The organism is Sphingomonas sp. Leaf17, assembly GCF_001421505.1.
GTDB lineage: Bacteria > Pseudomonadota > Alphaproteobacteria > Sphingomonadales > Sphingomonadaceae > Sphingomonas.
In genome coordinates this window covers 119,681-137,766 of sequence record NZ_LMKL01000009.1, presented here as the reverse complement: position 1 = coordinate 137,766, position 18,086 = coordinate 119,681, and the positions used below count along the sequence as shown (strand labels likewise).

General features: G+C 69.4%; 13 protein-coding genes. 5 read left to right on the top strand and 8 right to left on the bottom strand.

What is annotated here, in order from left to right; all coding sequences use genetic code 11:
• The first annotated feature begins 223 nt into the window (after nt 1-223).
• The gene (gene nhaA / locus ASE75_RS14445) at nt 224-1,399 is read left to right on the top strand and encodes a Na+/H+ antiporter NhaA (protein WP_055934918.1); all 1,176 of its coding nucleotides are present in this window, start codon (nt 224-226) and stop codon (nt 1,397-1,399) included.
• A 5-nt stretch (nt 1,400-1,404) separates the two neighbouring features.
• Here the strand turns inward: nhaA and ASE75_RS14440 are convergent, their stop codons facing one another.
• From ASE75_RS14440 to kdpF, 6 genes are read right to left on the bottom strand one after another with little or no spacing between them, the layout of a single operon-like run.
• Nucleotides 1,405-2,094, bottom strand: coding sequence for a response regulator transcription factor (locus tag ASE75_RS14440; RefSeq protein WP_055934915.1), 690 nt, complete (start codon nt 2,092-2,094; stop codon nt 1,405-1,407).
• Nucleotides 2,095-2,108: 14 nt separating this feature from the next.
• A complete protein-coding gene (locus ASE75_RS14435; RefSeq protein ID WP_055934833.1) occupies nt 2,109-4,781 on the bottom strand; it encodes a sensor histidine kinase in 2,673 nt (890 codons plus the stop codon).
• Nucleotides 4,781-5,362 carry a potassium-transporting ATPase subunit KdpC gene (gene kdpC / locus ASE75_RS14430; RefSeq protein WP_055934830.1) on the bottom strand — a complete coding sequence of 194 codons (582 nt, stop codon included), beginning with the start codon at nt 5,360-5,362 and terminating at the stop codon, nt 4,781-4,783. The genes ASE75_RS14435 and kdpC overlap by 1 nt, the downstream gene beginning before the upstream one ends.
• A gap of 12 nt (nt 5,363-5,374) precedes the next feature.
• On the bottom strand, nt 5,375-7,426 hold the full coding sequence (gene kdpB / locus ASE75_RS14425) for a potassium-transporting ATPase subunit KdpB (protein ID WP_055934827.1): 2,052 nt from the start codon (nt 7,424-7,426) through the stop codon (nt 5,375-5,377).
• 15 nt (nt 7,427-7,441) lie between these two features.
• Nucleotides 7,442-9,160, bottom strand: a complete 1,719-nt coding sequence (kdpA, locus tag ASE75_RS14420) for a potassium-transporting ATPase subunit KdpA (RefSeq protein WP_055934824.1) — start codon at nt 9,158-9,160, stop codon at nt 7,442-7,444.
• Between the two features lie 13 nt (nt 9,161-9,173).
• The gene (gene kdpF / locus ASE75_RS14415) at nt 9,174-9,263 is read right to left on the bottom strand and encodes a K(+)-transporting ATPase subunit F (protein ID WP_055934821.1); all 90 of its coding nucleotides are present in this window, start codon (nt 9,261-9,263) and stop codon (nt 9,174-9,176) included.
• Nucleotides 9,264-9,778: 515 nt separating this feature from the next.
• Between kdpF and ASE75_RS14410 the strand changes: the two genes are divergently transcribed.
• Entirely contained in the window at nt 9,779-12,325 is a 2,547-nt protein-coding gene (locus ASE75_RS14410) for a family 20 glycosylhydrolase (protein ID WP_082464018.1), read from the top strand.
• On the opposite strand, the gene ASE75_RS14405 is transcribed toward ASE75_RS14410, so the two are convergent.
• Nucleotides 12,303-14,282: a beta-N-acetylhexosaminidase family protein gene (locus ASE75_RS14405; RefSeq protein ID WP_055934818.1), complete on the bottom strand. Its 1,980-nt coding sequence runs from the start codon at nt 14,280-14,282 to the stop codon at nt 12,303-12,305. The genes ASE75_RS14410 and ASE75_RS14405 overlap by 23 nt on opposite strands.
• Before the next feature lie 226 nt (nt 14,283-14,508).
• Here ASE75_RS14405 and ASE75_RS14400 point away from each other — a divergent pair, with 226 nt between their 5' ends.
• The 3 genes from ASE75_RS14400 to ASE75_RS14390 are packed head-to-tail and all read left to right on the top strand — an operon-like array spanning nt 14,509 to nt 16,780.
• Nucleotides 14,509-15,759 (top strand): arsenic transporter, encoded by a 1,251-nt coding sequence (locus ASE75_RS14400; protein ID WP_055934815.1) that lies wholly within the window; start codon nt 14,509-14,511, stop codon nt 15,757-15,759.
• Nucleotides 15,756-16,163 carry a hypothetical protein gene (locus ASE75_RS14395; protein ID WP_055934813.1) on the top strand — a complete coding sequence of 136 codons (408 nt, stop codon included), beginning with the start codon at nt 15,756-15,758 and terminating at the stop codon, nt 16,161-16,163. The genes ASE75_RS14400 and ASE75_RS14395 overlap by 4 nt, the downstream gene beginning before the upstream one ends.
• Nucleotides 16,160-16,780 carry a DedA family protein gene (locus ASE75_RS14390; RefSeq protein ID WP_055934810.1) on the top strand — a complete coding sequence of 207 codons (621 nt, stop codon included), beginning with the start codon at nt 16,160-16,162 and terminating at the stop codon, nt 16,778-16,780. The genes ASE75_RS14395 and ASE75_RS14390 overlap by 4 nt, the downstream gene beginning before the upstream one ends.
• Here ASE75_RS14390 and ASE75_RS14385 read toward each other — a convergent pair.
• Nucleotides 16,777-17,841, bottom strand: coding sequence for a LacI family DNA-binding transcriptional regulator (locus tag ASE75_RS14385; protein WP_055934911.1), 1,065 nt, complete (start codon nt 17,839-17,841; stop codon nt 16,777-16,779). The two genes, ASE75_RS14390 and ASE75_RS14385, sit on opposite strands and share 4 nt — an antisense overlap.
• Between the last annotated feature and the right edge of the window lie 245 nt (nt 17,842-18,086).

Sequence of the window (18,086 nt, the reverse complement as noted above, 5' to 3'; positions counted from 1 at the left end):
GGATGGGCGGGAGTACGCACAGGGGTGGAAGCGGGGGTGGCGGCGACCCGGGGCGGATCCATCGCCGGCCGGCGCACGGATTTCCACCGCGCCGGCTTGTCCCGTCACTCGCGCGATGCGATAGGCACGGCGGGTGCCCGGTCCCGCCAGACGGCGGCGGGGCAGGTTTTCGCGCTGGTCGGGCCGCCAGCGGCGACTCCTTATGCCGGATGCACTGCCGATGATGTTCACGACCCACGCCCGACCCAGTGCGATTCGCCGGTTCCTGGAAAGCCAGTCCTCCGCCGGCATCGTCCTGATGGGCGCGGCGCTGATCGCGTTGCTGATCGCCAATTCGCCGTTCGGCCCCGGTTACGCCGACCTGCTGCACGCCATGGTCGGGCCACTCTCGCTCGGCCACTGGATCAACGACGGGCTGATGGCCATTTTCTTCCTGCTGGTCGGGCTGGAGATCAAGCGCGAGATGCTGGACGGGCAGTTGTCGACCTGGCCGCGCCGGATCCTGCCGGGGGTTGCCGCTGCGGGCGGGATGATGGTGCCCGCGCTGATCTATCTGGCGCTCAATCGCGGGCCGACCGCCAGTGGGTGGGCCATTCCGGCGGCGACGGATATCGCCTTTGCGCTCGGCGTGATCGCGCTGCTCGGCAAACGGGTGCCGGCGTCGCTGCGGGTATTCCTGGCGGCACTGGCGATCATCGACGATCTGGGGGCGGTGCTCATCATCGCGGTGTTCTATACAGCCGGGCTGTCGCTGCCCGATCTGGCGGGTGCCGGCGTCGCGGTCGCGGTGCTGGTCGCGCTCAACCGGTTCGGCGTGCAGCGGCTGTCGCCCTATCTGCTGGTCGGGCTGATCCTGTGGGTGTTCGTGCTGCGGTCGGGAATCCATGCGACGCTGGCCGGCGTCGTACTGGCGTTCACCATTCCGATGACCTGCACGCCGTCGACGTCGGATGCCGATGGCAAAAGCCCGCTGCACCGGCTGGAGCACTGGCTGCACATCCCTGTCGGGTTTCTGGTCGTGCCGATTTTCGGCCTCGCCAACGCGGCGGTCCCGGTGCTGGGCCTGCCGCCCGGCGCGCTGGTCGCGCCGGTGACGCTGGGCGTGGCCGCCGGACTGGTGATCGGCAAGGTCATCGGCGTCTTCGGCTTTGCGACGGTGGCGATCCGGCTTGGCCTGGCCGACATGCCCGCCCATGCCGGCCGGCTTCAGTTGCTGGGCGTGGCGCTGCTGTGCGGCATCGGTTTCACGATGAGCATCTTCATCACGCTGCTCGCCTTCCCCGACAGCCTGCTGCTGCAATCGGAGGCCAAGATCGGCGTGCTGGCGGGGTCGTTCCTGTCGGGGCTGACCGGTTATGTCCTGCTGCGCTACGCGAAGCGCGACCGGGCGCACGGCTAGACGCGTCAGCTGTCGGCGCGCAGCCGGTATCCGACGCCCAGTTCGTTGGCGATCACCGACCCCACCGGGCCGGGTGCCTCCAGCTTCTGGCGCAGGTTGCGGATCACGATGCGCAGATATTCCACGCGCGCATCCTCGTCGCCGCTCCATGCCGCGGCGATGATCCGGTCGTGCGTCACCACCCGGCCGATGTGGCGGACCAGCAAGGCCAGCACGTCATATTCCTTGCGCGTCAGGTGGAGTTCCTGTCCGGCGCGCAGGACCATCCGGCGGTCGAGGTCGATGGTCAGGTCGCCGCGTCGCACCACCGCCGCCGCCGTCGCATCGCCCGCCCCACGATAGCGCAGCGCGACGCGCAGCCGGGCGAGCAGCTCGTCGGTGTCGAACGGTTTCGACACATAGTCATGCGCGCCCAGATCGAGGGCCGCGACCTTTTCGGCGGTGGCGTCGCGCGCGGACACCACCAGCAGGACGGTGTCGCCCGCCTTCGTCAGCAGCGGGATGAGGCCAAGGCCGTCGCGATCGGGCAGGCCCAGGTCGAGGAGGATCGCGTCGGGCCGTTCGGCGGCGGCCCGGGTGATCGCGTCGCTGGCGTTGCCCGCCTCCACCACGACATAGCCGGCGCGCTCCAGCGTGTTGCGCAGCAGCCGGCGGATGGCGGGTTCGTCGTCGACGATCAGGATCTTGGCAGGCATGATCTGGGCGGGCATCACAGATGGCTTTCGGCGGTCGGGCGGACGATCAGGGGAGACGGGAACACCAGCGTGAAGGCGGCTCCCGTCCCGTCGGCGCGATTGCCCGCCTCGACGGTCATGTCCATCGCCTCGGCGAACGCCTTGACGATGGCAAGGCCAAGGCCGGTGCCGCCGATCGCCCGGTCCGACCCCTCCAGCCGGCGGAAGGTCTCGAACACCTCCGCCTCGCGGCCGGGGGGCAGGCCGGGGCCGTGATCCATCACCGTCAGGCGGATCTGCCCGTATCGGTGCGTCCCCTCGATGATGATCGGCGTACCGGGGTTGCCATAGCGGCCGGCATTGTCGAGCAGATTCAAGAGGCAGTGGTGCAGCAACTGCGAATCTACGCGGACCAGCGGTAGCGAGGGCGGCACGTCGAGCCGGATCGGATGCCCCTGCAACGCGCGGCGCGCGTCGTGCACCGCGCCTGCGACCGCATCGCTCAGGTCGGTCGCCTCGACCTCCAGCTTCAGCGCGCCGGCCTCGACCCGCGCCATGTCGAGCAGGTTGGCGACGAAGCGGCTCAGGCGTGCGGTCTCGCTGCGGATGGTGTCGATCAGGTCCGGCGTCGCGCCGTGGTCGAGCTGGTCGGCGGCGGCGATGACGGCGGTCAGCGGCGTGCGCAGATCGTGACCGACCGAGGACAACAGCGCGGCGCGCAGCCGGTCGCGCGTGCGGATGACGTCGACGTCGCGCATCTCCGCCTCCAACCGCAACCGTTCGAGGACCAGCGCGGACTGGTCGATCAGGCTGGCCAGCAGCGGCAACTGGTCGGCGCGCACCGGATCGCGCATCGCGTCGCGGGCGATGCCGATGACGGCAAGCCGGGTGCTGCCGGCCTTCACCGGCTGGAACAGCCATTCGGAGGCGGCCAGCGTCCCCGATCCGCGCCCCGTGACGCTGCCTGTGTCGAACGCCCAGCCGGCGGCGGCCAGATCCATCGTGTCGAGCCGGTAATCGGGGGTGCTGGCGGCCTGCACGACCAGCCCGGCCCCGGTTTCGGGGGCCAGCAGGACCACGTCGGCGTCGAACAGGCGACGCAGATCGTCGCAGATCAGCCGATGCGCCTCCGCCGCCTCGTTCACGCCCGACAGCTGGCGCAGGAATCCGGCGAGCGTCGCATTGGTCCGTGCGCTGGTGGCGGCCAGATCGGCCTGCGCGCGGACCCGCGACGTCAGGTGGCTGGTGGCGACCGCGACGCCGAGCAGGACGAAGATCGACACGACATTTTCGGGATTGTTGACCGTGAAGGTGCCGGTCGGCGGCAGGAAGAAGAAATTATAGGCAAGGCTCGACGCGATGCCGGCGAAGATGCCGGTGCGCAGCCCGTACAGGCTGGCGGCGACCATGACCGGCAACAGGTACAGCAGCGCGACGTTGCCAAGATCGAGGATATGGAACAGCGCGCTGGCCGCCGCCGTGATCGCCGCCACCAGCAGGGTCGTGACGGCATAGCCCAGCGGCGATCCCCATCGTGCGATACGCCGCCGGGATCGTTCGGGGCGCGGCCTGGTCTCCGCGACGGGCAGGACGTGGACGGTCACGCCCGGCGTCTCGCGGATCAGCCGGTCGACGACCGACCCGTGACGCAGCGCGAACCAGCGCGATCGGCAAGACTTGCCGACGACCAGCTGGGTCGCGCGCGCATCGGCCAGATAGCTTTTGATGCCGTCGACGACGGTGGCGGCGGGCACGGTGGCGATGACCGCGCCAAGCTGGGTCGCCAGTGTCATCGTGGCGGCGACACGCGCGTGCTGGTCGTCGGTAAACCGGGCGACGCGCGGCGTTTCGACGAACAGCGCGGTCCATGGACCGTGCAGCCCGTCGGCCACGCGCTTGGCGGCGCGGACCAGCACGTCGGCATCGGGCAGTTCGTTGATCGCGACGACGATCCGCTCGGTCCCGGCCCAGGTGCCGCCCAGCCCCATCGCGCGGACATGGTCCAGCATCTGCGCGTCGACCGCCTGCGCCGCGCGCCGCAGCGCCAGTTCGCGCAGCGCCGACAGGTTGGATTTGGAAAAGAAGTGGTTCAGCGCACGCGTCGCCTCGTGCGGCAGATAGACCTTGCCCGCCTTCAGCCGTTCGATCAGTTCGTCGGGGGGAATGTCGACCACCTCGATTTCGGCCATTTCCAGGATCCGGTCGGGTACCGTTTCGCGCACCCGGATCCGGGTGAAGCCGGCGACGATATCGTTCAGGCTTTCGACGTGCTGGATGTTGACCGTCGAGTAGACGTCGATGCCGGCGGCCAGCAGTTCCTCGACATCCTGATAGCGTTTGGCATGGCGGCTGCCGGGCGCGTTGGTGTGCGCCAGTTCGTCGACCAGCGCGAGCCGTGGCGCGCGGGCCAGCAGCGCGTCGAGATCCATGTCGTGCAGCGTGCGGCCTTCATGCGCGATCGCGCGGCGGGGGACGATCTCGTGGCCCCGGGTCAGCGCCTCTGTCTCCTGCCGGCCGTGCGTTTCGACTACGCCGATCACGACGTCGACGCCGTCGCGGCGGCGGGCGGACCCTTCCGACAGCATCTCGAACGTCTTGCCGACGCCCGGGGCGGCGCCCAGAAAGATCTTCAGCGTTCCGCGCCCCTCCTGCACGGCATGGCGCAGCAGGGCGTCGGGATCGGGACGATCCGGATCCCGCCCGGCCATCAGCGCGACGGCCGTCGTGGCTGGCGGTCCAGCGCGCGGTTGAGCGCGAGCAGGTTGACGTGCGGGTCGCCGAAGATCGACGTTTCGGTGGCCTGCGCGACCAGCCGTCGGACCCGGGCGATGCCGATACCCCGGACCCGGGCGATACGCGGGGCCTGCACCAGGGCGGCGGCCGGCGACAGGTCGGGGTCGAGGCCGGAGGCGCTGGCGGTGACGAGGTCGGCGGGCAGGGCACCCGTCACGCCCGCGCGCCGCTGTCTGGCGACATCGCTCGTCACCCGGTCGGCCAGCGCCTTCGACGTCGGACCCATGTTGGACCCGGACGAGGCCATCCCGTCATAGCCCTTGCCGGCGGCGGACGGGCGCGACTGGAAATACCGGTCGGTGGTGAAGGCCTGTCCGACGACGGTCGATCCGATGACGCGGTTGCCTTGCGTCACGAGGCTGCCGTTCGCCTGCACCGGGAAGGCGATCTGGCCGATCCCGGTCATCGCCAGCGGATAGGCCAGGCCGAGCAGGGCTGCGAACAGGATCGTCATGACGATCGCCGGGCGCAGCGCGGAGGTGAAGTCGTTACCCATCGAAAATACTCCTTACGCGAGGCCGAGGCCGCGGACCACGAGGTCGATGACCTTGATGCCGACGAACGGCGCGACGAGGCCACCCAGGCCGTAGATGGCCAGATTGCGCGCCAGCAGCGGCCCGGCCCCCATTGGTCTGTAGGCCACGCCCTTCAACGCCAGCGGGACCAGCATCGGAATGATGATCGCGTTGAAGATGATCGCGCTGAGGATCGCCGATTGCGGCGACCCCAGCGCCATGACGTTCAGGATGCCGAGACCGGGATACAACGTCACGAACATCGCCGGGATGATCGCGAAATATTTCGCGACGTCGTTGGCGACCGAGAAGGTGGTCAGGCTGCCGCGCGTCATCAGCAACTGCTTGCCCAGCCCGACGATCTCGATCAGCTTGGTCGGGTCGCTGTCCAGATCGACCATGTTGCCCGCCTCGCGCGCGGCCTGCGTGCCGGTGTTCATCGCCACGCCGACATCGGCCTGCGCCAGCGCGGGCGCGTCGTTGGTGCCGTCGCCGCACATCGCGACCAGCTTGCCGCCCTGCTGTTCCTTGCGGATCAGCGCCAGCTTGTCCTCGGGGCTGGCCTGCGCGAGGAAATCGTCGACCCCCGCCTCGGCGGCGATGGCGGCGGCGGTCAGCGGGTTGTCGCCGGTAATCATCACCGTGCGGATGCCCATCTGGCGCAATTCGCCGAAGCGTTCGCGGATGCCGGCCTTCACGATGTCCTTCAGGAAGATCGCGCCGAGCAGCCGGCCGTTCTGCGCCACCGCCAGCGGCGTGCCGCCGGCACGGGATATCTCGTCGGTGATGCGGCGCAATTCGGTGGCGGCCGCCGTCTCGCCAAGGCCCGGGTTGGCCTTCAGGATCGATTCCACCGCGCCCTTCTGGACCAGCATATCGGCTGTCCGCACGCCCGAGATCCGTGTCTGCGCCGTGAACGGGATCACCTCCGCACCGTCGGGCAGGGCGGTCGTCGTCACGCCGAACGAGTCGCGGGCGAGGACGACAATCGAGCGACCCTCGGGCGTTTCGTCGGCCAGGCTGGCGAGCAGCGCGGCCTCCGCCAGTTCGGCGTCGCTCGCGCCGCCGACGCTGCGAAAGGCGCTGGCCTGACGGTCGCCGATGGTGATCGTGCCGGTCTTGTCGAGCAGCAGCACGTCGATGTCGCCTGCCGCCTCAACCGCGCGGCCCGATTTGGCGAGCACGTTGAAGCGGACCAGCCGGTCCATGCCGGCGATGCCGATCGCCGACAGCAGAGCGGCGATCGTCGTCGGGATCAGCGTGACCAGCAGGGCGGCAAGGATGGCGACGGGGATCGACCCGCCGGCATAGGCGGCAAAGCTGGGAATCGTGCCGACCGCGATCAGGAAGATGATGGTCAGGCCGACCAGCAGCAGTGTCAGTGCGATCTCATTGGGGGTCTTCTGCCGCTCGGCCCCCTCGACCAGCGCGATCATGCGGTCGAGGAAGCCCTCGCCCGGCATCACCGTCACCTTGACGCGGATCTCGTCGGAAATGACCCGCGTGCCCGCCGTCACCGCCGACCGGTCGCCGCCGGCCTCGCGGATGACGGGCGCGCTTTCGCCGGTGATCGCCGCCTCGTTCACGCTGGCGACGCCGGCCACGACCTCGCCGTCGGACGGGATCAGGTCGTTGGTTTCAACGAGGACGATGTCGCCGATCTTCAGCGCGCTGGCGGGGACGGTGTCGTGGGTGCGGCCGTCGCCCGTCAGCCGCTTGGCGGTCAGTTCGGCCTTGGCCGCGCGCAACGACGCGGCCTGCGCCTTGCCGCGCCCCTCGGCCAGCGCCTCGGCAAAGGTGCCGAACAGCACGGTCAGCCACAGCCACACCACGAGTTGCAGGGTGAAGCCGACTGACAGCGTGTCGTGGCCGACGACCAGCAGCACGGTCATGAGGGCCGCGACGGTCGCGGTGACGAACATCACCGGGTTGCGGATCAGGTCGCGCGGGTCGAGTTTGGCGAACGATGCCTTGATTGCCGGCACGACCAGGTCGGCGGTGAACAGACTTTGCGGCGTGCCGCGATGGTGTGTATCTTGGGCCATGATGGCGTCCCCGTGTCAGAACAGCTGGCCGTGGATCATCGCGAGATGATCGGCGACAGGACCGAGCGCGAGGCTCGGCAGGAAGGTGAGACCGCCCAGGATCAGGATGATCCCGACCAGCAGGCCGACCCACAGGCCGCCGGTGGTCGGGAAGGATCCGGCCGATGCGGGGGTGTGGCACTTGGCCGCCAGGCTGCCGGCGATCGCGAGCATCGGCACGATCACGAAGAACCGCCCCAGCCACATCGCGACGCCCAGCAGGCCGTTGTACCAGGGGGTGCCCGCGGTCAGTCCGGCAAAGGCCGAGCCGTTGTTGCCGGCTGCACTGGAGAAGCCGTAGACGATTTCGGTAAAGCCGTGCGGCCCCTTGTTCAGCGGCCCGGCGAGGCCCGAATCGGCAACGGCGGAGAGCGCCGACCCGCCAAGGATGACCAGCGGCAGGATCGCGATCGCCAGCACCGCCAGCTTGACCTCGCGCGCCTCGATCTTCTTGCCGACATATTCGGGCGTGCGGCCGACCATCAGCCCGGCGACGAACACGGCCAGGATCGCGAACAGCAGGAAGCCGTAGATACCCGCCCCCACGCCGCCGATCACGACCTCGCCCAACTGGATGTTCAACAGCGGGATCATGCCGCCAAGCGCGGTGAAGCTGTCGTGCATCGCGTTGACCGCGCCGCAGGACGCGGCGGTGGTGACGGCGGCGAACAGCGCGGACATGGCGACGCCGAAGCGGACCTCCTTGCCCTCCATGTTGCCGCCGGCGACACCCAGCGCGTGGAGGACCGGGTTGCCCGCGCTTTCCGCCGCGTAGACGACCGTGACACCGCCCAGGAACAGGATCAGCATCGCCGACAGGATCGCCCAGCCCTGACGCGTGTTGCCGACCGCCTTGCCGAAGCACCAGGTCAGCCCGAAGCCGATCGCGAAGATCGATAGCATCTGGACGAAATTGGTCAGCGCGGTCGGGTTCTCGAACGGGTGCGCCGAATTGGCGTTGAAAAAGCCGCCGCCGTTGGTGCCGAGCATCTTGATCGCCTCCTGACTGGCGACCGGGCCGAGGGCCAGCGTCTGGCGCGCGCCCTCCAGCGTGGTGACATCGACCGACCCGGCCAGCGTTTGCGGCACGCCGCTGGCGATCAGGAACACGGTGTAGACGACGCAGACCGGCAGCAGCAGGTAGAGCGTGACCCGCGTCATGTCGGCCCAGTAATTGCCGACGCCGCCCCCTTTCGCATTTGGCGCCTCTCGCCGCGCGAACCCGCGGAACAGCGCGAAGGCCAGCGCGATGCCGGTCGCCGCCGACAGGAAATTATGGATGGTCAGGCCCAGCATCTGGCTGAGGTTCGACATCGCCGCCTCCCCCGAATACCATTGCCAGTTGGTGTTGGTGGCGAAGCTGACCGCGGTGTTGAACGCGCCGTCCGCGCCGATCCCGGCGTAACCGAGCGGGTTGCCCGGTAACACGCCCTGCAACCGCAGGATGGCATAGGTGAACAGCAGCAGCGCGACGTTGAACATCAGCATGTGCACCGCATAGGCGCGCCATGTCTGGTCCTTGTCCGGGTCGATGCCGGCGAGGCGGTAGAAGCCGCGCTCGACCGGTCCCAGCACCGCGTGGAGCGGCGTCCGCCGCCCCTCGTACAGCGCGAACAGCCACAGGCCGACGGGCTTGGTCAGCGCGAGCAGAATGGCGATGAAGCCGAGGATCAGGATCCAGCCCTGAACAGTCATGGGGGTCGCCTTCCTAGAAGCGTTCGGGGCGGAGCAGGACCGCCACCAGGTATAGGAGCAGGCCAAGCGCGGTCACCGCCGCCAGCCAGAGATCGAGCGTCATCGCGTCACCTCGCAGCGTTCATCGGGGATCACGCCCATGGCCGTCACGCCTCGTCGCACAGGCGGACATAGGCGAGCGTCGCCGCCGCCAGCCCGAGCGTGACGGCGATCCAGAGCAGGTCCGGCATGGGGGGTGTCCTTTGGTTGGATGGGGCAGCTTTCACGGGGGGTGGCGATCATCACGATCTGTCGGTCCCCGGCGAAGGCCGGGGGTACGAAGAAGTCAGCGCCGGCAATGCTCGAAACGAAACGCGGCATGTCGTCCCCACCGGATGCGGTCGCCAGCGGATCCGGCGGCCATCAGGGACCTTGCGATTAGGCCCATGCCGCGTTGCATTTCGAGAGCGATTCCCGGGTTTCGCATATAGCCGGCATAGTGCTGGCACCGATTTCGTTGCGGTCATGCAAACGCGCAGGGGCTCGGACCCGATGTTGACGGTTGTTTGCCGACCCGATCCGCCTGTAGGTCTGATACCGCTACCGCGTTTGGCGGCGGACGATGACGGGATGCAGGGCATGGCGATGTGGGTGACGATCGCGCTGGCGGGACTGGCGATGGAGGCCGCGCCGAAGCCGTCCGCGCCTGCGCCCGCACCCGTACCGGCACAGGCCGATCTCGACCGGCTGGCGGCCACGCTTGGTTACCGCTTCACGATCCTGAACAACCGGCCGGCCTCCTGCCCGGCGGGACTGGCGCGCTGTTTCGAGTCCGACATCGCGATCACGGTGCCCACCGGGACCGATCCGACGCTGCCGGTCGAGATCCGCTATGGCTTCGTCAACCCGGTCGCCGTGGTGACCAGCGACGTCTTCGCCACCCGTCCCATCAAGGGCGACGTCAATGCGCTGTCGCTGAAGCCCGGTCAGGCTTTGCGCGCCGGGCGGACCTATCACGTTCGCGTGGTGGCGGCGGGCGCGTTCCTGTCGCGCAACCATGCGATGCCGAACGCGATACTGTACAGTCCGGGCCTTGCCCCGCGCGTGATCGCCGCGACCCGGCCGGGGACCGACCCCGACACCGGGCTGGAGACGCTGCCCTTCGTCGCGCCGATGACCGACGCGGCGGCGCTGGCGCGCGGCGTGGCGGAGGACCGGACGCTGTGGCGCACGCCCGACCGCGCCTTCGCGCTACATGCCGAGCGGGGGGCGGCGACGCCGGTCGACATCGCCATCCTGCCGAAACCGGCGCGCGCGTCGCATCCCGCCGGGCGGACGGTCGACCTGTCGGGCGGCCTGCGGATCGCAACCACCGGCATCGCGCCGGGGGATGTCGCGGCGGCGCTGGCGGGCCTGCCCACCGGCGGCGCGGTGCCGCTGACGATCCGGCGACAGGCGGGGCTGGCACCGGAAGGATACCGGTTGCGCGTGGGTGACGGCGCGGTGCAAATCGACGCGGCCGATGCGGCGGGGGCGTCGCATGCGCTGCGCTCGCTGGTGCAACAGATCGCGGCTGAGGGTACGACCCTGCGTCCGTTGCTGGTCGAGGATTCGCCGCGCCTGGCCTTTCGCGGGCTGATGATCGACCTGGCGCGCAATTTCCACAGCAAGGCCGAGCTGCTGAAACTCATCGAGCAGATGGCGGCGTACAAGCTGAACCGGCTGCACCTGCATCTGGGCGATGACGAGGGCTGGCGGCTGGAGATTGCGGGCCTGCCCGAACTGACCGAAATCGGCGGCTATCGCTGCGCCGATCCGACCGAGACGACGTGCCTGTCGCCACAGCTGGGCGCGGACCCGGCGCGGGACGCCCCCACCAACGGCTATCTGACGGCGTCCGACTATACCGAGATCCTGCGCGCGGCGGCGGCGCGGCAGATCGCGGTCATCCCGTCGTTTGACATGCCCGGCCATTCGCGCGCCGCGATCCGGGCGATGGAGGTGCGCTATCACCGGCTGATGACGGCGGGCGACCGGGCGGCGGCGGAACGCTTTCGGCTGGTCGATCCGGCGGACACCACCCGCTATGTCAGCGTGCAGAATTACGACGACAACACGCTGAACGTCTGCCTCGACAGCACCTATCGCTTTGTCGATGCGGTGATCGACGGGGTGGCCGCGCTGCACCGGGCGGCGGGCGTGCCGCTGACGACCTATCACATCGGCGGGGACGAGACGGCGGGCGCGTGGACCGGGTCGCCGGCGTGCCAGGCGGTGATGGCGCGGACCGGGCAGTCGGCAAAGCAACTGGGCGCTGGTTTTATCGAGCGCGTGTCCGGCGATCTGGCCAAACGCGGAATCCGCGTCGCCGGGTGGAGCGATGGGATGGGCCATACCGACCCGGCGCGGATGCCGGCGGCGGTGCAGACCAACATCTGGGGCGGCCTGCACACCGGCGGCGTCGCCGAGGCGCACGCCCAGGCCAATCGCGGGTGGCGAACGGTGCTGTCGATGCCCGATGCGGGCTATTTCGACATGCCCTATGCCGCCGATCCGGATGAAACCGGCTACACCTGGGCGTCGCGCGGGGTCGATACGTTTCAGGCGTTTGGCTTCATGCCCGGCAACCTGCCCGCGAACGGCGCGCTGATCCCCGACATATTGGCGCGACCGACGGCGGTGAGCGATTCCGTGCCGCTCGCGCCCGGTCGTGCGATCACCGGGTTGCAGGCACAGTTGTGGAGCGAGACGGTGCGCCGCGACATGCAGGTCGACTACATGCTGTTTCCGCGCCTGCTGGCGCTGGCCGAGCGCGGCTGGACGACGCCGGCGTGGGAACCAGCGTATGTGCCGGGTGCAAGCTATGCGCTGGGTGATCCCCGTGTCGACCGCGCGGCGTTGCTGGCCGGGTGGCGTGACTTCGCCGGGCGGGTCGGCGTGCAACTGACAACGCTGGACCGGGCGGGTGTCACCTATCGGCTGGCCCCGCCGGGCGCGCGGATCGTGGGCGGGCGGCTGGAGGCGAACAGCGAGTTCGCGGCCACGCCGATCGAATATCGGATGGGGGATGCGGCGTGGCGGCGGTACGCGGGGCCGGTCGCGGTGTCGGGGGCGGTGACGTTGCGCACCCGCACCCCCGATGGCCGCCGCGCCAGCCGGTCCGTTACGGTGCGGGCGACGGACTGACCGCGATCAGCGTCGGCGCGTCGGCGACGAACCGGTCGAGCACGCCGTCGGCGATCTTCACCGGTCCGTCAAACCGGGTCGCGCCGGGGATTGAGGGGATCGCCGCCGCCTCCGCCGCCAGCCGCCGCGCATCGGCGAAGAAGCGCGGTGCCGTGCCGCTGCCGGTGTTCGCGGCGGCAAGGCCGGCGGCGGTCAGCTGCAACGCGCGGCCCCACATCTGCATCGCGGTCAGCCACGGCCTTGCCTGTGCGGCAAAGCCGGGATCGGCGACCCCGGCTCGGATGATGTCGGGTGCGGTCGTGATGGCGTCGGCGGTGCGCGTCAGATCGACGATCGCCCGGTCGCGGGCTGCCGCGTCGCCGCTGGCGATCCCGTCGCGCACCGCATCCAGCGTCGCTTTCAGGCGCGGGGCCTGTTCCTGCCAGGGCTGGCTGCCGAAGGTCGGGGCCAGATGCTGCGTGTCGAAGAAGGTAAGCAGCGCGGCGGTCACCCGGTCGTCGCCATCCCCCAGGTCGCGCGCGGCGGCCTGCCACGTCCGGTCCGCGTCATAATCCTTGTCGTTCCACGCAAAGGCGTTGAGGCCCATCACCGCGACCCGGCTCGGCACCTCCTGGTTCATCGGGTTGGACACGATCCCGCTCAGTTCGCCCGACAGACCGGCCTCGCGCCGCGCATAGGGGGCCATCAGCAGCCGCCCGGCGGACGAGGCGTAATCGTTGACCGGATAATTGTCCCACAGCAGCGTTTTCCGCCCGAAGGCCTTGGTCGCGGCCTTGGCGTCGGGGATGGAAATGGCGGGCGGCACGACGTCGGTGCCGGTCCACTGCACGATCACGCGCGGATCGAGATGCCGGCGCAGCGCCGCCTTGTACGGGCTTTCCTTGGCATCGTAATATTCGGTCGGCACCATGATGAGCGCGGACGCGGCATCATGCCGCGCGACAAGATCGGCCTGCACCGCGTTCAGCAACTGCGCCTGCGCGACGCCGGCGGCCGCCGCGCCCGAGGGGCCGAAGGCCGCCTTGTCGCGCTCGCAATTCCATTTGGTATATTCGATGTCGTCGAGCGCGACGTAGAAGCTGCGGACGCCGATGCCGCGCAGCGCGTCGAACTTGCGCATCAGCGCCTGCCGGTCGGCGGGATCGGAGAAGCAGACCGATGGTCCGGGCGAGATCGCATAGACGAAGGTGACATGGTTCTGCTTCGCGCGGGCGACCAGCGTGCCGAGCGCGGTCAGCGTCGCCGCGGGATACGCCTCGCGCCAGCGGTCGCGCGCATATGGGTCGTCCTTGGGGCTGTAGATATAGGTATTGGCCTTTACGCGGGCGAGGAAGTCGAGATGCTTGGCGCGGTCGTCCATCGACCAGGGCTTGCCATAGAAGCCCTCGATCGTGCCGCGGATCGGCATCGCCGGGTGGTCGCGGATGACCAGCGTCGGGAACTGGCGGCGCTGGGTCAGCTGGCGCAGGGTCTGGGCCGCGTGGAACAGCCCGTCCGCGTCATGGCCCGCCAGCGTCACGAGGCTGCCGGTGCCGGTGGCGATGCTGGCCAGCGTATAGCCCTCCGCCTGTGTGTCGGCGACCGCGTTGCTGCGGGTCAGGGCGTCGCGGACGACCGCTGTGTCGCTGGTGCCGAGCACGATATGCGGCCGGTCCAGCGTGGCGGGCAGCCGCTGGGCGGTGGCGATCCGATCGACCCCGGCGGCGGTCAGCGTCCGGCGAACCAGCGCCACGGTCTCCGGGTCGGTGCCGGGGGCCGCGACCAGCACCACCGCCTTGCCCAGCGTGATCGTGTCGGGGGTGAGCGTGACCAAAGCCGGGGTCGGGAACAGCGCCGGCATCGTCACCGGCGGCGTATCCGGACGGGCGACGGCCGATGACGGAACCATACCAATCGCACACGCCATCGCGGTCGCCATCAGGAAACCGGCTTTGAATCGGGCGTCGAATCGCGTCATGGCGCATCTCCGGTACTAGAATGGTATCCTGAACACCGGGGTAGGCAAGAAGCCCGGCGACGACAAGCGGCTGTGCCGCCGACGGTGCCGCAGCGCGCGCGACCGAACCTGTGGCGCGGCCCTTCCCGTGCGGCCCCCTATCGTACTGCCCCTATCGTACCGCATTGTCCGGTCCCTGTGCCGGCGGTATACGGTCTGCCACCCCAACGGAATCGAGACACTTTTGGTGATTCTGGCAACCGGCGCGACGTGGGGCATTTGCGCCGCCTCCACCGCAGGCGTGATAGCACGGCCGTTCCGCTGGCCGGAGGCGATCTGGGCGGTGGCGGGGGCCGCGTTGCTGCTGCTGTTCGGCCTGATGCCGGCATCGGCCGCGCTCCACGCGGTCGGCAAGGGAATGGACGTCTATCTGTTTCTGATCGGCATGATGCTGCTGAGCGAAACCGCGCGGACGCACGGCCTGTTCGACTGGATCGCCGCGACCGCCGCGATCCAGGCACGCGGGTCGACCGCGCGGCTGTTCGCGCTGGTCTATCTGACCGGCATCGTCACCACGACGTTCCTGTCGAACGATGCCACCGCCGTCGTCCTGACGCCGGCGGTCTATGCGGCCGCGCGGAAAGCGAAGGTCGATCCGTTGCCGATGCTGTTCGCCTGCGCGCTGATCGCCAACGCGGCCAGTTTCGTCCTGCCGATCTCCAACCCGGCCAATCTGGTGCTCTACGGCGGCCACATGCCGCCGCTGGGCCAGTGGTTCGCCTCGTTCGCGCTTCCGTCGGTGGCGGCGATCGTCGTCACCTACCTCGTCCTGCGCTGGACCGAGCGGACGCGGCTCGCCGGTGCCTGCGCCAGCGATGTCGAGCGGACACCGCTGACCACCGGCGGCAAGGCGGCGTTCGCGGGCATCGTCGCGACCGCCATCCTGCTGCTGGTCGTGTCCGCGCGCGACATGGAGCTGGGCCTGCCGACCGCGATCGCCGGTGTCTTCACGATGCTGGCGGTGTCGATGCTGGCGCGGCGGTCGCCGGTTGCGCTGGCGCGGGACGTGTCGTGGAGCGTCCTGCCGCTGGTCGCCGGCCTGTTCGTGCTGGTCGAGGCGCTGGACCGGACCGGGGTGATCGCCGCCGTTGCCGCGGAAATCCGCGCGCTGGCGACCGATCCGGTGCGCGGCGCGGCGCTGTCCGGCACGGTGCTGGCCTTTGCGTCGAACCTGATGAACAACCTGCCGGCGGGGCTGGTGGCCAGCACGGCGGTCGCGCAGGCACAACCGCCGCGCCTCATTGTCGACGCGCTGCTGATCGGTGTCGACCTTGGCCCCAATCTGTCGATCACCGGCAGCCTGGCGACGATCCTGTGGTTGCAGGCGATCCGGCGCGAGGGCGAGGATGTCGGTTTCTGGCGATTCCTGAAGGTCGGCGCGGTGGCGATGCCGCTCGCGCTGGCGGCGGCGCTGGCCGCGCGGATCATGATCGCATGAGGCGCGCGCGGATCTGGCGGCGCATCGGCATCGCGCTGTTCGTGGCGGTCGTCGCGTTCACCGGCTATCAGGCAGTGCGGACGGTCAGTACCGCGATCTACTGGCGCGCGCACCGGGACGAACCGATCGAGCGGTGGATGACGATCGGCTATGTCGCGCATTCCTATCACGTTCGGCCGCATGTCCTGCACGACGCGCTGGGCCTTGCCCCGGCCCCGGACCACCGCCCGCTGGGGCAGATCGCCCGCGCGCGTGGGCAGTCGTTCGATCAGGTCGCGGCGACGCTGAACGATGCCATCGTCCATGTCCGTCCGCCCTATCCGCCGTCGGAGCGCGGGCCTCCTCCATCGCCCGCCCCTCTGTCGACCGCCCCTTCACCGTCCGGGCCTGACGCGCGTCGATGACCGCCTATCTGCTCGAACTGCTGACCACCTATGGCCTGCCCGCGCTGTTCGTCGCGATGATGCTGGCGGCGGCGGGGATGCCGTTCCCCAGCTCGCTGACGCTGATCGCGATGGGGGCGTTCGTGGCGCAGGGCGAACTGGAATTCTGGCCGGTGATCCTGGCTGGCGCGGGGGGTGCGGTCGTCGGCGACCAGATCGGCTATGCGTTCGGGCGCTATGGCGGTCGGCCGCTGCTGGCGGCGGTGACGCGGCGGATCGGCGGCGCGGACAAGGTGGAAAAGGCGGAGGCCTATTCGCGGAAGTGGGCGGGCTGGGGCGTGTTCCTCAGCCGCTGGCTGATTGGTCCGCTGGGTCCGTGGATCAACGTGACCAGCGGGCTGACCGGCTATGCGTGGCGGCGGTTCCTGGTCATCGACATCGCCGGCGAAATGCTGTGGCTGCTGATCTATGTCTCGCTGGGGCGCATCTTCAGCGATCAGGTCCAGACGATCGCCAGCCTGCTCGGCAACCTCAGCTGGATGATCGTCGGCGTGGTCGTCGCGGGGCTGCTCGGCTGGATGCTGTTCGGCCGGGTACGACCGGATGACGGCGCGTCGGTGCCGGACCGGACCGGTTAGCCGGTTCCCCGCTGCCCGCGCGCGCCGTCGGACTGTCGGCGGATCAGCATGTGGTCGACCAGCAGGTGGCGCGGGGCCTCGTCATCGCGACCGGCGCGACGGCTGCGGATGTCGCGCACCAGCATCTCGACCGCCTGCCGCGACATGTCGGTGATCGGCTGGCGGATCGTGGTCAGCTCGGGCCAGATCGTGGTGGCGAGCGCGGTGTCGTCGAACCCGCAGACCGACAGGTCGCCGGGCACGTCCAGCCCGCGTCGATGGGCGATGGAGACGGTGGCGGCGGCCATGTCGTCGTTGCTGGCGAAGATCGCGGACGGCGGGTTGCCGCGATTGAGCAGGTGCTCGGCGGCATCCAGCCCGGACCGATAGGTGAACAGCCCCGGCGCGATCAGGTCCTCGTCCACGTCCAGCCCGCTGTCGATCAGCGCGGCGCGATACCCCTCCAGGCGCGCGGCGGAGGCGGACTGGTTCGGGTTGCCGACGATGAAGCCGATCCGGCGATGGCCCAGCGCCGCCAGATGCAGCGTCATGTCATGCGCGGCGCGCGCGTCGTCGATGGTGACGGCCAGCGCCCAGTCGGGGGCCTTGCCGGTTGCGACCGCCACGGTCGACACGCCGGCGGCGTGCAGCGCGTCGAGGATGGCCGGCGAATCGCACAGTGGCGGCGGCAGGATGACGCCGTCGATGCGGCTCTGGATCAGGTGGCGTACGGCGTCCTGCTCGTCCCCGGCCTCGTCGCATTTCTCGACGATCAGCTGCACGTTGCTGCGGCTGGCCTGGTCGAGACTGCCCATCAGGAACGCACTGAGATAGGCAAAGCTGGGATTGGAGTGGAACAGGCCGATACGCAGTTCCTCGCCGCCGGCCAGCGCGCGGGCGGCCGAACTGGGGGCATAGCGCAGCGCGTCGATCGCCGCCTGTACCCTTGCCCGCGTGCAGTCGCGGACGTTGGTCTCGCCATTGATGACGCGCGACACGGTCATCGGCGAGACGCCGGCGTGTTTCGCGACATCGCTGATGGTCGGGGCGTTCCGTTGTCGCCGGGAGTTACGGGGTTCCATGTCAGCCTTTCGCGCCGATCCTTGCGGCTGCGCCATCATAGTCATGCACGGCACGAAGACGCCAATGCCCATTGGCAGGTCGTTGCGGATCGGCAAGCGAGGTCGATGGTGAAACCCGTCGACACGCAATAACGATAGCGCGGCGCGGCATGGCTGAATCCGGTTCAGTGCATCATTGAACCGGGCGCGTGGTACCAAATCGCCGCGATGAACGTTACACTGGCGATGACGGACGCAACGGACAG

Bases quoted from the DNA above. Each gene is read 5' to 3' on its own strand.
- ASE75_RS14385 (WP_055934911.1), bottom strand. From the start codon at position 17,841: ATGGAACCCCGTAACTCCCGGCGACAACGGAACGCCCCGACCATCAGC.
- kdpC (WP_055934830.1), bottom strand. From the start codon at position 5,362: ATGGGTAACGACTTCACCTCCGCGCTGCGCCCGGCGATCGTCATGACG.
- kdpF (WP_055934821.1), bottom strand. From the start codon at position 9,263: ATGACGCTCGATCTCTGGCTGGCGGCGGTGACCGCGCTTGGCCTGCTC.
- kdpA (WP_055934824.1), bottom strand. From the start codon at position 9,160: ATGACTGTTCAGGGCTGGATCCTGATCCTCGGCTTCATCGCCATTCTG.
- ASE75_RS14405 (WP_055934818.1), bottom strand. From the start codon at position 14,282: ATGACGCGATTCGACGCCCGATTCAAAGCCGGTTTCCTGATGGCGACC.
- ASE75_RS14410 (WP_082464018.1), top strand. From the start codon at position 9,779: ATGGCGATGTGGGTGACGATCGCGCTGGCGGGACTGGCGATGGAGGCC.
- ASE75_RS14440 (WP_055934915.1), bottom strand. From the start codon at position 2,094: ATGCCTGCCAAGATCCTGATCGTCGACGACGAACCCGCCATCCGCCGG.
- kdpB (WP_055934827.1), bottom strand. From the start codon at position 7,426: ATGGCCCAAGATACACACCATCGCGGCACGCCGCAAAGTCTGTTCACC.
- ASE75_RS14435 (WP_055934833.1), bottom strand. From the start codon at position 4,781: ATGGCCGGGCGGGATCCGGATCGTCCCGATCCCGACGCCCTGCTGCGC.
- ASE75_RS14395 (WP_055934813.1), top strand. From the start codon at position 15,756: ATGAGGCGCGCGCGGATCTGGCGGCGCATCGGCATCGCGCTGTTCGTG.
- nhaA (WP_055934918.1), top strand. From the start codon at position 224: ATGTTCACGACCCACGCCCGACCCAGTGCGATTCGCCGGTTCCTGGAA.
- ASE75_RS14390 (WP_055934810.1), top strand. From the start codon at position 16,160: ATGACCGCCTATCTGCTCGAACTGCTGACCACCTATGGCCTGCCCGCG.